Here is a 14,463-nt window from a genome sequence, read left to right on the forward strand (position 1 = left end):
CGGGAATCCGATACGGGCAAAGCCATATATAAATTTCGAAGCCAGACGATTGAGCGAAGTTTCGCGGACGCCAAAGTGCTCCACGGACTTCGCTATTGCCGGTTTCGGGGAAGAGACAAAGTGCAGATGCAAGTGTTGATGACAGCAACTGCACAGAACATAAAGAAAATAGCCACGCACCTCGCTAAGCTAGCGGGGTGAGTACTTCCGCATGTTCCAGCGTCTCCTCGTCAAGTAAAAAGTCTCCAGACAATTTCATATCTAAAAAAAGTGGGGTTTCCCAACAGCCTGGTATATGCATCATTTCCTAATCAGTCCCTCTCTGCAAAGACAAAATCCTGCAAATGTGCGTCAACTTAAGCCTCAAAACGGCTCCCTTGCGCATATCTGGGGAAAAATGATGCACATTCGCAGGATTCAGTTCATTTTTAGCCGCTTTACCGAAAAAATGATGTACAATCGCATCAAATTGGGAAGCGTACGGCCCGAGAGAATAATTGTTACCTTACCCATATTCGTCTCGTATAAATTTCGAGCAAGATGCTTTAGAATGAAACTAACGACTTGTCGAAGGGAGGGAATGTGGAATGTTCGAGCTGGAGCTGCACGATTGGCTGCCGTATTTGTTCTCTATTAGCCTGCTATGTACGATTGCGTATTCGTATACGATTCATCTGAGGGAATCGACTGCGGTCTATTTGAGCCAATCCGCCCAGACGGAAGTATGGGTCACGGTTGTGCCTCAGTTCGCCTTCGTCGCGATGGCGGTCGGGTTATGGCTGATCCGGTATGTGAAGCGCAAGGCAGCGCCCGATGACGATGATTCAGAATGCGGTTCCTCGTTGGATAAGCAAGATCAAAACCAACGAGGAGGCTTATTATGCCCAGCAACCAAACATTCGCATTCTTATCCCGTTCGACTACGATACGGATCGTATTCCTGACGATATTGATCGTCGGCCTGTTCGCCATTACCGGCTGCGGCAACGCTACGGGCACGATTGACGGGGACACGCCGGGCGTGTTCAACCATTACGTGATTTATCCGCTGTCCCAGTTCATTACATGGATCGCGGGCCTGTTTCAAGACAATTACGGCATTGCCATTATGGCGATTACGGTGATCATCCGGCTTGCGTTGTTCCCGCTCATGCTGCGCCAGTACAAGTCGCAGATGACGATGAAAGGGAAGATGGCGGCGCTCCAGCCGGAGCTGAAGACGCTGGAAGCGAAGTTCAAGGACAAGAAAGACGCCGACAGCCTTGCCAAGAAACAGCAGGAAACGCTGGCGCTCTACCAGAAACATAATGTGAATCCGCTGGCGATCGGCTGCCTGCCGATGCTCATCCAGATGCCGATCCTGATGGGGCTCTATTCCGCCATCCGGATGACGCCGGAGCTGTCGACGCATTCGTTCCTGTGGTTCAAACTCGGCGAACCCGATCTGCTGCTGCCGATCATCGCGGCGGTCGTTTATTTCATCCAGTTCAAAGTGTCGCAGATCGGGAGCGACAACGATAAAGCCAAGCAGCTTGCCGCGCTTGGTTATATTTCGCCGATCCTGATGGGCGTGTTCGCGATGTTTGCCCCGGCGGCCATCTCGCTATATTGGGTGACTGGCGGCGCGTTTATGATCGCCCAGTCGTTCCTGCTCGGCAAGCTGTTCAAGCCGGGAACGTCCGCGAATGCCGGTACGAATGCGATCGAAGTGACGGCCAGCGGCGGCAAAGGGTAACGAAATTGGCAAGGAACATCCCAAATCGAAACAAGGAAGAGGCTGTTGCCGCTCGAGTCGAGCGGAGACAGCCTCTTGCTGCTATTTTCCGAAGGGACTACTTGTTCGTGCTGTGCTGCTTGTTCTGAAGCTTGTTTGCCGGCGTGCCATGCCCAAACCGGCGTTTGTTGCGCTCCGCCTTGCGCTGCGTATCATGTACCTTCTCGACGAATTCGTTGGTGCTGTCCATACGCTCACCTCCTATATCCACTTTCCCCGTATGCTCGCTTCTTCACTCCAGAGAACATCTTCATCATTTTCCAAAAATAATGATTGCAGGAAAATTAGGGCCTCAGTAAGATAGATGTATGTGCCTTTAGACCTACATAACTTGTCATCAGCAGGCGTATATATAACTTGTCCAGGGAGATGAGCAGGAATGTCGATGGTTGTGTACGATGCGGTGCTGTTTCTTCACATTTTGGCAGCCGTAATGGGGCTTGGGGTAGCGTTCGGCTTCCCGATCTTGGCTAGAACGGCTAGAACGGCGGAGCAAGCCAGATACACGCTGCTGTTGTTCAAGAAGCTTGAGATTATGCCGAAGATCGGAAGCATTACGCTGCTGCTGAGCGGGATTTTGCTTGCGATTCTTGAGCCCTGGCTATGGAAGGAAGGATGGTTTATCACGTCCATCGTTCTTTACCTGATTGCCCAGGTGCTGGTGATCGGGCTGCTGCCCAAAGGGCTGAAGCGGCAAGCCGATATACTGGATTCGCATCATGGAGAGGAGCTCCCGGCAGAATATCGCGCGGCATCCAAACAAAATGCGAAAGTCGAAGGCATGACGCATGTGCTGGCCTTTCTTCTTATCCTGCTTATGGTGTTCAAGCCGTTCTAGGCTCCGAACATCGTTTGCCTTTTTTGGGCGAACATGGTACAATAATCGATATTTGAAAAAGTTAGGCATGGCCTCGTCAGACGAAGGCAGCCCTATAGACGAAAACTGCCCTTCCAGCTTGAGCGGAGGCAGTTTTCCGTTTTTCGGCGCCGTTTGATCGCCTGCACGGGGACATGAGTCATTGCTAAAGCGCGAAGGAGGCTGGCCATGTATAATCGTAAAAAACCGCTAGAGGAAATTCCACAGGAAAACACGAAGATATGGGCGTGCGAAACAGAAGGCTGTAATAGCTGGATGAGAGACAACTTCTCGTTCGAGAGAACACCGAATTGCTTAGTTTGCAATGCACCGATGGTTAGCAGCGAGCGTATGCTTCCTACGTTAGTGAATTCGACGGCAGTTGTTTCCGAGCTCAAAGGATAAGTATTGAGTTCAACCACCTCTGGACATTAAATGACCCCGGAATACGGCTTTTTGCCGCGTTCCGGGGTTTTCTCGTTGTATCGAAATTATCTTTCCCCCTGCTTTCCGTCTCCCTTGCCCCCACCGTAATGATGTTTGCGGTAGTCGTTCGGCGTGCAGTCCGTCCACTTTTTGAACACTTTGCTAAAATATTTTTCGTCCTGGAAGCCGACCTGCTCCGCGACTTGCGAAATCTTGAGGCTGGCGTTGCCCAGCAGCTCCTTGGCTCGTTTCATTCGAATACCCGCGATGTAGTCCGAGACGTTCTCGTTCATCTCCTGCTTGAACTTGCGGGAGATGTACTCGCGGCTTAGGTAGAAGCGGTTCGCCACATCCTGCAGCGTGATGTCCTCGCTCGCATGCTGCTCCAGGAAGAGGGCGATCTCGTGGATGACGCCCTTCTCCTTGTCGGCGGACGATAGCCGGTCGGAGACGAGACTCAGCTCTTCGATCACCGATTGTTTCCAAGCTTCGTAATCGAATCTGCCCGCGGCATTCAGCGGAATGGGTTTCGAAGCGTCCAGCTCCTTGGTCCTCTCTCCCGTGTCCTTTGAACCCGACGCATCCGGGACAATCGCGCCTTCCTCGGCGTCGCCCGTCCAGATCGCTCTCGTCCGCTCGAAATGCTCTCTCCATGCCATAAGCCCCTCGAAAGAGAGGTAGCCGGAAGCTTCGATGCTCGCGAACCAAGCGCCGAGCGCACGCTGCAGCTGCTCCGGATTGCCGCTCTGCACGGCGAAGCGGATCTGCTCCTCGTGCTCGTGGAACGAGAGCAGCGTATGGCCACGTTTGCCGCCGGGTTCGTCGGTGACGACATGGCCGCCGTCGCCGTTCAGCACGTTTCGGCGCAGCAAGGCAACGCGCGCTTGCTGATACGAAGCATAGGCATCCGACGGGAACGCCGCCGACTGCCCGAGCCCGAATACGAAGGAGGCTTTCATCGCGATCTGAATCGCGTCGCGGATCTCCTCCAGCAAGGCCGGCGCATCGCCGCCGTCTCCCCAGAAGAGCAGCACGAGCTCCTGCTCCTTGCCCCAATAACGGAACGCATACCCCGCACGGCGCGCGAGCAGGATTTCGTTGCAAATATTCGTCAGCGCGAAGAACATCAGCTCCTGATCGCCAGGAAACTTCTCGCGCATCGCGGGCGCGGACAAAGTCAAGCTGGCCATGGCCGCGCGCACGCGCAGGGCGGGCTCCTCCAACCTTAGCTCGCGCACAACCGAAGGCGGCCAGCCTCCAGGAGTCCCCGGTTCGTTCAATACCGACGAGAAATACTGCTCCAGATAGACGGGCTTCAGCTGGTTCAGCTCGATGTTCATGGAGCGGCGGTTCTCCCGTTCCTTCTCCTCCGATAGCCAAGCTTCGATCGCTTTCGTTATCGCGTGGTTCAGCTGTTCTGGGTCGATCGGCTTCAAAATATAATCGACTCCGCCGAATTTGACCGCATTGCGGACAAGCTGGAAGTCGTCATGCCCGCTAATGACGATGATCTTGCTGGCGGGATGATGGCGCGATGCCCAAGACAGCAGCGTTGATCCGTCCATGCCGGGCATCATCATGTCGGTGAAGACGATCTCCGGCTGAAGCTTCTGGATGAGCTCGGTCGCTTCCAGCCCGTCGCGCGCTTCTTGAACGTCCGTAATGCCGAACGACTTCCATTCCACTAACAATCGAATGGCTTCTCTGACATGTTTCTCGTCGTCGACGATAAGAGCTTTCATCGCGGGTCGCTCCCTTCTAGCGGTATTTGGATCTGAACGGAAAGTCCGTGAGGTTCCACATGCGCAAGCGTCATGGAAGCATCCTGATGAGACTGCAGGCGCAGCCGCGCCAGAATGTTCCGCAGTCCGATTCCGCTGTCCCCGTCCTCGGAATCCGTTCGGCTATGCGATGCCGTCTGCGATGCCGCTTCCGCAAGCTCTCGCTGAAGCTCCTCCAGCCGTTCGGCGTCCATGCCGACGCCGTTGTCGCTCACGGTGATGATCAGCATCCGCGGCTCTGGCTGAATGACGCTCGAGAGCATCAATCGCGACGGCTCATCCGACGAAGGATGGAAGCCGTGCTTGAAAAAGTTTTCGAGCAGAGGCTGCAGAATCATTTTCGGAACGTGGATGTTCCGGCTTTCATCGTCGATCTTCAGCTCGATGGCCAGGTCCGTATCGAAGCGCTGCTTCTGAAGCTCCAGATACGCGTTGATGTAGTCCAGCTCGCGGCGCAGCTCGACGGTATCTCCCATGTTGTTCATCTGGTAACGCATCAGCTTGCCCAAGGAAGTAATGAGCGAGTAGGCCTTAGTATCTCCATTATGCAACGATACCGTTCCGATGGATTGCAGCGCGTTGTATAGAAAATGCGGGTTCACCTGCGCCTGAAGTGCCTTCAACTCATTGGTTTTGCTTGCGATCTCGAGCCGGTATTCCGTCATGATCAAGTGGTTGATCTTGCTCATCATGGAGCGGAACCTCTTGGCGAGCAGGCCAATCTCGTCGTTCGTCTCGATATCGATCTCGACGCCCAGGTTGCCGGTCTCGATCTTATTGACGTAGCCGATGAGCCGAAGCAGAGGTTTGGTGAACCGGATGGAGATGATGAGCGTCGCGATGACGACGACCGCCAGGAAGCCGGCGCCCACGGCCGTGTTCAGCTTCGCGATGCGGTTGGCGGTGCCGTAGAGATGTTTGTACGGCGTTTGTTTGATCAAGTACCAATCCATGAACGGGGTTTTGATCCGGTCGTAGAACACGATGCCGTCGAACCCGCCGCTCTTCCACTCGAAGTGCCCGGTATCTTGGCCGGAGAGGAGGATCTTGTCCATGAGCGGCGTCCCCGGCCCCGAATCTTCGGCTTCCGCTTCATCGGCCTTCTCCCCGATGGGGGAGGAGAGCACGAGCCTGCCTTCGCCGTCGGCGATGTAGAAGGCTTCCTTGCCTGCATCGTACAGCTGCGCGTTCAGCGATTCCAGCACGCTTAGCCGAACGTCGATGGACAGCTCCGCGAGCAGCTCCTCGCTGGGCGCGCGGATAATCGGGCGATGAAGCGTGAACACCTTCTCGTCGTCGACTGACGACTTCAGGTCCAGTCCGTAGTTATGGCTTGGATGGGCGGCCTCGATATAAGCTTTGGTCGCCGTGATGTCCAGCGGCTCCTCATGCTTGCCGACCTTAAGGTCGTCGGTCCAGAGCAGGTAGGTCGTATTTTGTTTTACGACGTACAATCGGACTTTATGGAATTCGCTTACGCTTTGGTAAATGTTGTAGAGATGATCCTTCAGGAGATTGCGGTTACGGATGACGTCGGTCAGGTCGTTCGGGAAAACTTCGTTCTCCATGCCGTGCTCCAAGATGTAATAAAGCGATTGCGGCACGTTCATGGCGTTGTATACCGCGAGGGACTTCTGGTTAATATTGTTCATGTAGTTCAGCGTGTTCGTCTTGCCGAGCGACAACAGGCGGTAGTTGTTCGAGATCGCGTTTTTCGTTACGGATGCGGTGGTCGCCTGGTAGGAGATGACCATGGAGATTGCGATCGGCAATATCGTGACGGCAAGCAAAAGCACCATCAGCTTCTGGCGTATCGTATGGAAGGGCTTTCTAATCATCGCGGCGCACCTCGTCCTCCCAATGTCGTTTATGGTTACACAGTAACTGAATTGACGCATTCAGGTCAATATATTCCACCTGTCTTATCATCATCGACCGTCGCTTGGCACCATCCCGAGGTTCTATACTGGTAACACATAACGAAAGAGGGGACGATCGACTTATGGCGAATGGAAAAGCAGGCAGCAAGCTGGCCCCGAGACGCGTGAACTGGAGCGAATGGCTGCAGCAGACCGTGTTCGTCGGACCGGGCTTGATCGCGTTTATCATCATCGTACTGATCCCGTTCAGCATGGGATTCTATTATACGTTCACGGAGTGGAACGGTCTTGATCTCGCCAATGCGAAGTGGACGGGGATGGACAATATCTCGCGCATCCTCACGGATGATCCGAGATTCTGGCAGGCTTTCTGGTTCACGGCGAAGTTTACGCTGGCAGCCGTAGCGGTAACGAACCTGCTCGCCTTTCTGCTCGCGCTGATGCTTACGCAGAATCTGAAGAGCCGAGGCGTTCTGCGCACCGTATTCTTCTTGCCTAACGTCATCGGCGGATTGCTGCTGGGCTACATCTGGTACTTCATCTTCGTCCGCGGCTTCGGCGCGATCGGAGAGGCGACGGGCATCGGCTTTTTTAAGCTTCAATGGCTGGGCACGCCCGAGACGGCCTTCTGGGGCATCGTTATCGTATTCGTCTGGCAGACGGCCGGTTACATGATGATCATCTACATCGCCGCCATTATCGGCGTTCCGAAGGATTTGCTCGAAGCGGCGCGCATCGACGGCGCGAACCGCTGGCAAGTATTGCGGTCAATCCTGTTGCCGCTCATCATGCCGGCGATTACGATTTGCTTATTCTTAACCACATCCAACGCTTTCAAAATGTTCGACCTTAACCTCTCGCTTACGGCCGGCGGTCCGGGACATGCTTCGGAATCGATCGCGCTGAACATTTACCGGGAGGCGCTCGTGAACAACCGTTACGGACTCGGAACGGCGAAGGCCATGATCTTCTTCCTCTGCGTCGCGGTCATTACGGTCACGCAGGTATGGATCACGAAGAAACGGGAGGTAGAAGCTTAATGGAAACCAGACAGAAATATACCTCCGCCACGTTCGTATTGGAAATCATCGGCGTGCTTATCGCGCTGTTGTTCCTTGGACCGTTCTACTTCCTGATCGTCAACTCGTTCAAGAAGCTGAAGGACATTCTGCTCAATGCCGCATCGCTGCCGGAGACTTGGGGCATAACAAACTTTAAAAAAGCATGGGTCGCGATCGATTTTCCCGTCGTCTTCATGAACTCGCTGTTGATCACGTCCATCAGCGTACTGGCGCTCGTGGTGATCAGCTCCATGATGGCCTACCGTCTCGTACGGAGGCCGACGGTCTTCAATAAGCTGCTCCTGACGGTGCTGGTCGCAGCGATGATTATTCCGTTCCAATCGGTCATGCTACCGCTCATGCGCATTACTTCGCTGTTCGAGCTGCGCGGTGAGCTATACGGAATCGTTCTTTGTTACATGGGCTTTGGCATCTCGCTCTCCATGTTCCTCTATCACGGCTTCATCAAGTCCGTGCCGCTCGAGATCGAAGAAGCCGCGGTCGTCGACGGCTGCTCGCCTTACGGCGTGTTCTGGCGGATCGTATTCCCGCTGCTGAAGCCGATTACGGTTACGGTTATGATCCTGAACGTGCTTTGGATTTGGAACGACTACCTGCTGCCGGTGCTTGTCATTAACGATGTGATGACGACCATTCCGCTTGCGGTTCAGAAGTTTTTCGGTCAATATTTGCGCAAGTGGGATTTGGCCATGGCGGCACTCACGCTCAGCACGATTCCGGTCGTTGTGTTCTTCCTGCTGCTGCAGCGGCACATTATCGAAGGCATAACAGCAGGTTCCGTGAAGGGGTAATAATCCAAAGTTTTCCGCCCGAAGTAATCAAGATTTTACCCCTAACCGTTCAATTTCGTCGGTGTTAGGGTCACGCGTTACGAGATTATAATGACGATGTAAGCGTTTCACGACAGAACTACCTTAAAAATGGGAGGTCATTACATTGAAGAAAAAGATGACAATGCTGCTTATGTCTGCGGCGCTGCTTGTTGGACTGGCAAGCGGCTGCGGCAACAACAACAACGGCGGTACGAACGCGGGCACGAATACAGGTGAAGGCACGGCCACGGAAGCGCCAAAAAAAGATGTCAAGATCAAGATCTTCCAATTCAAAGTGGAAATCGCGGATGCGCTTGAGAAGCTGGCTGCGGATTACGAGAAGGAAACAGGCGTGAAAGTCGAAGTGGAAACGCATGGCGGCGGCGAAGACTACAGCGCGCTTCTGAAAGCGGAGCTGGCGGCTGGCGAAGAGCCTGAAATCTTCAACTCCAGCGGCTGGGCAGGATTCGATCCTTACGTGGATCGCGCGGCCGACCTGACGAACGAAGCTTGGGCCAAAGATCTGGTAGAGGCGTCCAAAGCGCAAATTACGCGCGACGGCAAGCTGCTGGGCATGCCGATGAACCTTGAAGCTTACGGCTTCACTTACAACAAAGACCTATTCGCGCAAGCCGGCATTACCGAGCTGCCGAAAACATTGGACGAATTGTCCGCTGCGGCCGAGAAGCTGAAAGCGGCTGGCATCACGCCTTTCGCACTGACTTCCGAGTGGTGGTCGATGGGGATTCACACGCTGAATATCGCACTGGCTAATCATGAAGATCCTGCCGCGTTTATCGCTGACGTGAAAGCGGGCAAAGCGACACTGAAGGACGATCCGACAATGAAAGAATGGATCAAGCTTGTGGACATCATGTTCGCGAACGGCCAAGAAAACGCGCTTACGACGGACTACAATACGCAAGTCGCCGAATTTGCAGCAGGCAAATACGCGATTGTCCAACACGGCAACTGGATTCAAGGCATGATCGACGAAGTTGACCCTGAGCTGAACCTGGGCATGATGCCTGTTCCTCTGCTGGGCGATGCGCCTAACGTATTCACGGGCGTTCCGAACAACTGGATCGTCAACAGCAAGTCCGACCAAGCCGAAGAAGCGAAGAAGTTCTTGAACTGGATGGTAACGTCCGAGACGGGCAAACGTTACATCTCTACAGACTTCAAATTCGTTCCTGCGCTCACTTCCATTGAAGCGAACGCGGAAGCGATCGGCGACATCGCCGGCGACTTCGCGGCATTCTCGCAAGCGAACGCTGCTCAAGTGAAGGGCTGGCATTGGGATCACCTGCCGGACGGCATCACGCAGCAATGGGGCGCAGCGATGCAGGAATACCTGGGCAAACAAATCACGGCGGACGAACTGCTCGGCAAGCTCGACAAAGCGGTTCAGGACATCGTGAAAAAATAAGGGGCATGGCCTTATGGAAGGCCAAGCGAGTCAGCCCAAACAAGCCGCCAAGTGAATTCGCTTGGCGGCTTGTTTCATTATGGGCGGAAACGATAAGCGGGTCGCGTTTTTTTTCAAGCGGCTTGTCGTCATAGGGTCATATCCGTTTCTTTCCTGGGCATTCTAAACGCATCTTGGCTACTGAAAGGAGATGCGGGCATGACGGAAAGGAACGCGGAGAACCCGAGATTCCGCGAGAAGGACGGCAAAGGCGCGGACGAATTGACTTCGGAAGGCGTCGGCCACCAAGGATTGGTGACGGAACGCGATATCGACTCCGAATTCGGGTTGTTTACGGAGGAAGAGGAAGAGCAAGTTTTGGAGCCGGGAGAGTAGACACGGTGTCGGAACACGATCGTTGAATCCAATTGAACGAGAAAGAGCCAATCGGACGACTTGCCCGATTGGCTCTTTCTGGTTGTCGCGCAAAGCGATGCGAGCCCTCTACGGCGCAGGCATACCCGTAACGCCGCTGCCGCTCTTGGTCAACGTGTAGTGGACGATCTCTCCGCTCCAGAAGTGGAACTTCAGCGTCACCGTGCCGTCCTTCACTTCATTAAAAAAGTTTTTCTTGAGGAGAATCTCGCCGGTGTCGTAGGACGGCTGGAACGTATACGAAAATTCTTTGAATGAGGTCCAGTTCTGCGGTCCGGCGTTGCTTCCGTCGGCGTAGACGGCTTCCATTGTGGCAAGCTGGTCGCCGCGGAAATCCGTCGGGATCGCGAAAGCATCGGTCGTGCCGGAAGCGCCATGCAGAATCGGCGTGCCTGCGGCCACGATGCGGAACTGCCAATCCGCGCCTTTGTTGAAGTCGGCCGTTACAGTCGCTCGAACGCCCGTCTCGCCGGACTTGGTCACCCGCTCGAGGAAGCTTTTCTTAAACGTGAGGACGTCGCCCTTGATCTGGTAGTCGAAGATGCGACTCAGCTTTTTCCCGTTTATGGACAGAGACGTCAGCTTATTGCCGTTCGGTTGCAATTGGACGGAGATATCGGCGATCGGTTCGCCTTGTTTCACGAAGACCAGATCGGAGACCGCCGTGGCGGAGCGTCCTTGCCAGCTGGCCTTCATCATGTCGTACAGCTGCGGGTCGTTCCACTTGTAAGTCGTTCGGTTGAAATGCTGGCCGTTGTCCCACAACATGTGCGTGATGCCTTTGGATTGGGCGTAATGGAGCATGTATTCGAAAAACTTCAGCTTCTCCCCTTGCTCGATCGTTCCCGTGTGCTGGTCGAAGCCGAGTAGGCCGAATTCCCCGACAACGACGGGAATGCCCTTGGAGACGAATGTGTCGTAGAGTCGGTTGAACGTCTGGTCGATTTCGCCGCGCGTCGTCTCGTCGAACCTTGTGAACCCGGCAATGTTGACGCTGAACGGCCAGAAGCCATAATAATGGATCGTGGCGATCAGATTCGGGTCGTCCAGTTCCGCGAACAATTCGCCGAGCGCATCCAAATGCTGCTGATCCGAAGACGTGTGCAGCGTCGGCAGCACGAGCGGGCGGGTGGCGTTCTTGCCGCCGGATGCCCGGACGATGTCGTGGAACGAACGATTCAGCGTATCCAGCATCTCTTGCGAGCTGGCCGCTTGTTCGCTGCTGAATTGTGGTTCGTTGACGCTTTCGAACATGAGCTTCGGCGACGCGTGCTTGAAGCGGTCCGCAATCTGCGTCCATGCTGCGTTGTAACGGGCCAGCGTTTCGTCGTAATTCGAGCCCATGCCATTGATCCATCTCCATGAATCGTGATGCAGATTGATCATGACATACAGCTTCTCGTCGAGAGCCCAACCTACGACCTGCTCGATCCGATCCAGGTAGGCCGGGTCGATCGCATAGTCAGGGGACGCGCCTATTTTATGCTCCCAAGTAATCGGGATCCGAATGCTTTTGAATCCTTGATCCGCGATTTTCTTGATTAGCGACTTGGTGACGACGGGATTGCCCCAAGCCGTCTCGTTCTCCGAAGACGGATCGGCCGAGCCGCCCAGACCGACGGAATCGAACGTGTTGCCCAAATTCCATCCGGGCTGCATCGCTTCGGCGTAAGCTTGCATGGCGGAGCGTTTCGCAGGTGCCTGTCCTTCTTGCGGCTGGCCTTTGCCCGCCTCGGCATAAGCGCCCCCGCTGGCGGCGACGAGCCATAGGACAAGGAGAGCGGTGAGGAACGAAAGGCGGTTGGTGAAGCGACGTTTCATGAACTTGAACCTCCTTTGATTTTGACGAGTTCCAAAATGATAGCGCTATCACAGATGTAAACTCAATATAGCACCATAATCTGGGTGGAATAACCCTCATAATTGAATCAAAAATCAGTTCATTATCGGACATAGATGCGGATTTCTGTCCTTCAGCTTCTTTTATTAATAACCGGAGTAAAACCTACCCGGCTTTAAGCCGCTCACGCCGCAGCAAATAGATAAAGTAAGGCGCGCCGATGACGGCCGTCGTAATGCCGACGGGTACCTCCCGCGGAATAATGAGCACGCGTCCGACGATGTCACCGATCAGCATCAGATCGGCTCCGATCAGCGCAGCCAGCGGCAGCAGCCATTGATGGCGTCCGCCGACGAGCAGCCTCGCGATATGCGGGGCGATCAAGCCGACGAAGCCGATCGAGCCGACGGCGGCGACGGAACTGCCGGTAAGAGCCACGGCGAGAAGCAGCAACAGAAGGCGTTGCTTCGGAACGTTCAAGCCGAGAGCGGAGCTGCCTTCATCGCCAAGCTGAAAGACATTCAGCTTGCCATAGTTCAGCCAGGCGACCGGAAGCAGAACCGCGATCCATGGCAGCAGCAACCCTACATGATCCCACCCTCGGCCCCATAAGCTCCCGGACATCCACAGCAGCGCCATATTGACGTCGGAGGGATGTTTGACGAGGAGGTATTGAATGCCGGCTTGGAATACGGCGCCGACCGCCACTCCGACGAGAGCGAAGGAAGCCGGCGACAGCGTCATCCGCCTGCTGAGCAGCACGAGAATGAGCAATGCGCCGAATGCGCCGGCGAACGCAGCAACGGGCAGCACGTAGCTCGGCGCTCCTGGAAACAGGAAGATGACGGCGGCTGCGGTGAATCCAGCCCCTTTCGTAATGCCGATCACGTCCGGACTGGCAAGCGGATTGCGGATGATGCTTTGCAATATTGCGCCCGCTGCGGCTAAGCCGAAGCCGGCGAGCGCCGCGATAATCACGCGCGGCAGTCGGTATTGCAGCACGATATAAGAGGCGGGAGAGTCTTGGAAAGTCAAGCTTGCCCATAGCTCGCGAAGCGGGACCGGAACCGCGCCGACCTGCAGCGATATCGCCGCGAGCGAAAGGAACAGAAGGAAAGAGATAAGGACGGCGACCATTCGTTTCATGCGGCGTTCCTCCTTTTACGGGCCAAATAAATGAAGAATGGACCGCCTATCGCCGCGGTTACGATGCCGACCGGCGATTCGAACGGGTATGCGATCAGCTTGCTGAGCAAGTCCGCGTATACAAGCAAACATGCGCCGAGCAGCGCGGTTAAAGGAATAAGCAGCGCAAGCTTGCCGCCGATCAAATACCGCGCGATATGCGGAACGATTAAGCAAACAAAGCCGATTGGCCCGCAGATGGCGACCGCCGAGCCGGACAGCGCGATGACGAGCAGAACGGCGATACCGCGAACGAACGCAACGCGTCCGCCAAGTCCGGCCGCCACCGCATCATCCATGACAAGCAGCCGAAACGAAGGGAGCATCAGGATGAGAACGGCAAGGCTTGTTATCGTAAAAGGAAGCAGCGTCGCGACGTCTTTCCACGCCGCCCCGCTTGTCGAGCCGACAAGCCAGAACATCATGCTGTCCGTAGAGTGCTGGTTCAGGATCATCATGCCTTCGGTCAACGACGAGAGCAGGAAGTGAACGGCAATGCCGGCGAGCGCAAGCTGTATATGCTGCTTCTGCCGCTGCGGACCGGCAAGCGCCCAGACGAGAATGGCGCCGAGCGCCGCGCCGGCGAACGCGAAAGCGACGGTGACGAAGAGAGACAGGCCGTTCATAAGCACAAGTGCCGCGACAACCGCGAGCGATGCTCCGGCATTAATGCCGAAAATATGCGGGGATGCAAGCGGGTTGCGGGTCGCAAGCTGTGTCAGCAATCCGGCAAGCGCCAAGTGGACACCCACAATAATCGCCGTTATCGTTCGCGGCATGCGCAGCGTCTGAATATAAAGATGGGCTTTACCTTCTCCTTGAAACGATACGGCCTCATACAGCGTCCGCCACGAAACGTACGCTTGTCCCCACTTTAAGTTGCCGATGACGCCGATCATGAGCGCGAGAAAGAAAAAAAGGAAGAGCAGAAGCGCCGGGCGCTCCTGCTTTCCAAATAAGTGCTGTGCCGATTCCTTCATTTGA

15 protein-coding genes are annotated in these 14,463 nt (G+C 55.1%); 9 read left to right on the plus strand and 6 right to left on the minus strand.

The features are described from left to right. The 3 genes from RB620_RS11775 to yidC form a co-directional block, all read left to right on the plus strand. On the plus strand, positions 1-201 hold a 201-nt coding region (locus tag RB620_RS11775; RefSeq protein ID WP_308094525.1), incomplete at its 5' end, for a transposase. A 386-nt stretch (positions 202-587) separates the two neighbouring features. After that, positions 588-944: a hypothetical protein gene (locus RB620_RS11780; RefSeq protein WP_308094527.1), complete on the plus strand. Its 357-nt coding sequence runs from the start codon at positions 588-590 to the stop codon at positions 942-944. Further along, a complete protein-coding gene (gene yidC, locus RB620_RS11785; protein ID WP_308094529.1) occupies positions 881-1,735 on the plus strand; it encodes a membrane protein insertase YidC in 855 nt (284 codons plus the stop codon). Before RB620_RS11780 ends, yidC begins: the two co-directional genes overlap by 64 nt. A 97-nt stretch (positions 1,736-1,832) precedes the next feature. On the opposite strand, the gene RB620_RS11790 is transcribed toward yidC, so the two are convergent. Then, entirely contained in the window at positions 1,833-1,964 is a 132-nt protein-coding gene (locus RB620_RS11790; protein WP_308094531.1) for a DUF4023 domain-containing protein, read from the minus strand. Positions 1,965-2,153: 189 nt separating this feature from the next. On the opposite strand from RB620_RS11790, the gene RB620_RS11795 reads away from it, so the two are divergent. After that, the gene (locus RB620_RS11795; RefSeq protein ID WP_308094533.1) at positions 2,154-2,612 is read left to right on the plus strand and encodes a DUF2269 family protein; all 459 of its coding nucleotides are present in this window, start codon (positions 2,154-2,156) and stop codon (positions 2,610-2,612) included. Between the two features lie 207 nt (positions 2,613-2,819). Next, positions 2,820-3,035: a cold-shock protein gene (locus RB620_RS11800; RefSeq protein ID WP_308094535.1), complete on the plus strand. Its 216-nt coding sequence runs from the start codon at positions 2,820-2,822 to the stop codon at positions 3,033-3,035. An 86-nt stretch (positions 3,036-3,121) separates the two neighbouring features. Here the strand turns inward: RB620_RS11800 and RB620_RS11805 are convergent, their stop codons facing one another. After that, positions 3,122-4,798, minus strand: coding sequence for a response regulator (locus RB620_RS11805; RefSeq protein WP_308094537.1), 1,677 nt, complete (start codon positions 4,796-4,798; stop codon positions 3,122-3,124). Continuing rightward, complete coding sequence (locus tag RB620_RS11810; RefSeq protein ID WP_308094539.1) at positions 4,795-6,675, minus strand: cache domain-containing sensor histidine kinase; 1,881 nt, start codon at positions 6,673-6,675, stop codon at positions 4,795-4,797. The genes RB620_RS11805 and RB620_RS11810 overlap by 4 nt, the downstream gene beginning before the upstream one ends. A 164-nt stretch (positions 6,676-6,839) precedes the next feature. On the opposite strand from RB620_RS11810, the gene RB620_RS11815 reads away from it, so the two are divergent. From RB620_RS11815 to RB620_RS11830, 4 genes are all read left to right on the plus strand, one after another. After that, positions 6,840-7,757 (plus strand): carbohydrate ABC transporter permease, encoded by a 918-nt coding sequence (locus RB620_RS11815; protein WP_308094541.1) that lies wholly within the window; start codon positions 6,840-6,842, stop codon positions 7,755-7,757. After that, positions 7,757-8,590 carry a carbohydrate ABC transporter permease gene (locus RB620_RS11820; protein ID WP_308094543.1) on the plus strand — a complete coding sequence of 278 codons (834 nt, stop codon included), beginning with the start codon at positions 7,757-7,759 and terminating at the stop codon, positions 8,588-8,590. The genes RB620_RS11815 and RB620_RS11820 overlap by 1 nt, the downstream gene beginning before the upstream one ends. A 145-nt stretch (positions 8,591-8,735) precedes the next feature. Next, positions 8,736-10,040 (plus strand): ABC transporter substrate-binding protein, encoded by a 1,305-nt coding sequence (locus RB620_RS11825; RefSeq protein WP_308094545.1) that lies wholly within the window; start codon positions 8,736-8,738, stop codon positions 10,038-10,040. A gap of 198 nt (positions 10,041-10,238) precedes the next feature. Further along, positions 10,239-10,415 carry a hypothetical protein gene (locus RB620_RS11830; protein ID WP_308094547.1) on the plus strand — a complete coding sequence of 59 codons (177 nt, stop codon included), beginning with the start codon at positions 10,239-10,241 and terminating at the stop codon, positions 10,413-10,415. A 108-nt stretch (positions 10,416-10,523) separates the two neighbouring features. Here RB620_RS11830 and RB620_RS11835 read toward each other — a convergent pair whose 3' ends face one another. The 3 genes from RB620_RS11835 to RB620_RS11845 form a co-directional block, all read right to left on the minus strand. After that, a complete protein-coding gene (locus RB620_RS11835; protein ID WP_308094549.1) occupies positions 10,524-12,275 on the minus strand; it encodes a cellulase family glycosylhydrolase in 1,752 nt (583 codons plus the stop codon). Between the two features lie 184 nt (positions 12,276-12,459). Next, the gene (locus tag RB620_RS11840; RefSeq protein WP_308094551.1) at positions 12,460-13,440 is read right to left on the minus strand and encodes a FecCD family ABC transporter permease; all 981 of its coding nucleotides are present in this window, start codon (positions 13,438-13,440) and stop codon (positions 12,460-12,462) included. After that, positions 13,437-14,459, minus strand: a complete 1,023-nt coding sequence (locus RB620_RS11845) for a FecCD family ABC transporter permease (protein WP_308094553.1) — start codon at positions 14,457-14,459, stop codon at positions 13,437-13,439. The genes RB620_RS11840 and RB620_RS11845 overlap by 4 nt, the downstream gene beginning before the upstream one ends. Between the last annotated feature and the right edge of the window lie 4 nt (positions 14,460-14,463).

Origin of the sequence: Paenibacillus sp. LHD-117 (assembly GCF_030929555.1) — a bacterium.
Classification (GTDB): Bacteria; Bacillota; Bacilli; order Paenibacillales; family Paenibacillaceae; genus Pristimantibacillus.

Bases quoted from the DNA above. Each gene is read 5' to 3' on its own strand.
- RB620_RS11780 (WP_308094527.1), top strand. From the start codon at position 588: ATGTTCGAGCTGGAGCTGCACGATTGGCTGCCGTATTTGTTCTCTATT.
- yidC (WP_308094529.1), top strand. From the start codon at position 881: ATGCCCAGCAACCAAACATTCGCATTCTTATCCCGTTCGACTACGATA.
- RB620_RS11790 (WP_308094531.1), bottom strand. From the start codon at position 1,964: ATGGACAGCACCAACGAATTCGTCGAGAAGGTACATGATACGCAGCGC.
- RB620_RS11795 (WP_308094533.1), top strand. From the start codon at position 2,154: ATGTCGATGGTTGTGTACGATGCGGTGCTGTTTCTTCACATTTTGGCA.
- RB620_RS11800 (WP_308094535.1), top strand. From the start codon at position 2,820: ATGTATAATCGTAAAAAACCGCTAGAGGAAATTCCACAGGAAAACACG.
- RB620_RS11805 (WP_308094537.1), bottom strand. From the start codon at position 4,798: ATGAAAGCTCTTATCGTCGACGACGAGAAACATGTCAGAGAAGCCATT.
- RB620_RS11810 (WP_308094539.1), bottom strand. From the start codon at position 6,675: ATGATTAGAAAGCCCTTCCATACGATACGCCAGAAGCTGATGGTGCTT.
- RB620_RS11815 (WP_308094541.1), top strand. From the start codon at position 6,840: ATGGCGAATGGAAAAGCAGGCAGCAAGCTGGCCCCGAGACGCGTGAAC.
- RB620_RS11820 (WP_308094543.1), top strand. From the start codon at position 7,757: ATGGAAACCAGACAGAAATATACCTCCGCCACGTTCGTATTGGAAATC.
- RB620_RS11830 (WP_308094547.1), top strand. From the start codon at position 10,239: ATGACGGAAAGGAACGCGGAGAACCCGAGATTCCGCGAGAAGGACGGC.
- RB620_RS11835 (WP_308094549.1), bottom strand. From the start codon at position 12,275: ATGAAACGTCGCTTCACCAACCGCCTTTCGTTCCTCACCGCTCTCCTT.
- RB620_RS11840 (WP_308094551.1), bottom strand. From the start codon at position 13,440: ATGAAACGAATGGTCGCCGTCCTTATCTCTTTCCTTCTGTTCCTTTCG.
- RB620_RS11845 (WP_308094553.1), bottom strand. From the start codon at position 14,459: ATGAAGGAATCGGCACAGCACTTATTTGGAAAGCAGGAGCGCCCGGCG.